Here is a 675-nt window from a genome sequence, read left to right as displayed (position 1 = left end):
GCGAAGGGCTCGGCGGCGCCGGGCCCCACGGAGGGCGCGTATATCGATGTTGCTGACAAGAAGGTGATTGGTGTTCCGCGCATTAAGCTCGTTAGATGGCTTGCTCAGCATCAATATAACGGCTATTACCTTGGGACCCCGTATTCCACTGGATTCACTATTCCCACCTGCACCTACCCCAACGGCGAGAGGCGTTGGGATGGATACTCCGGTATGAATTGCACCGGTTTTGTCGCCCATGCATGGGCAAAATGCGGTGGCGATCTCGCGGCGGTCGCGGCGAATAATAGCCATTCTCCCTGGGCTACTGGCCCCGGTGGCGGAGGGTATATCAATGCGTGGCGCTTTTACGGCTATGCGATTGATTCCGGTTCGAAAGTCTATGAGTTCGACAGGGTACAGGACTTGCTGAGCAGCGGCCTGGCGAGGAAGGGCGACATTATCTTCTTCAAGACCACCCCCGGTGTCGATTGTCATATTGGATTTTTCTGGGGCGACAATCCTTGCGATAATAAGATGTGGCACTCCTCGTCGCCTGCCAATCAGATTTCGTCTATTTACAACTATTCGAATCCGGCCGAGATCAATCAGCATGTCTGCCTGATTAAATAGCCGCCGACTGATTGCCTTTGTCGGCTTGGCTCGCGTCCCCCCAATCTAGTAGACTCTAAACCG

The 675-nt window shown here is 54.5% G+C and carries 1 protein-coding gene; it reads left to right on the top strand.

Annotation, left to right across the window (positions count from 1 at the left end; all coding sequences use genetic code 11):
* On the top strand, positions 1–612 hold a 612-nt coding region (locus DW211_RS10165), incomplete at its 5' end, for a hypothetical protein (RefSeq protein ID WP_199576789.1).
* Positions 613–675: the final 63 nt, after the last annotated feature.

Source organism: Collinsella sp. AM18-10 (assembly GCF_003471585.1).
Taxonomy (GTDB): Bacteria; Actinomycetota; Coriobacteriia; order Coriobacteriales; family Coriobacteriaceae; genus Collinsella.
The sequence above is the reverse complement of the archived record's forward strand: the minus strand, read 5'-3'. Positions and strand labels throughout refer to the sequence as shown.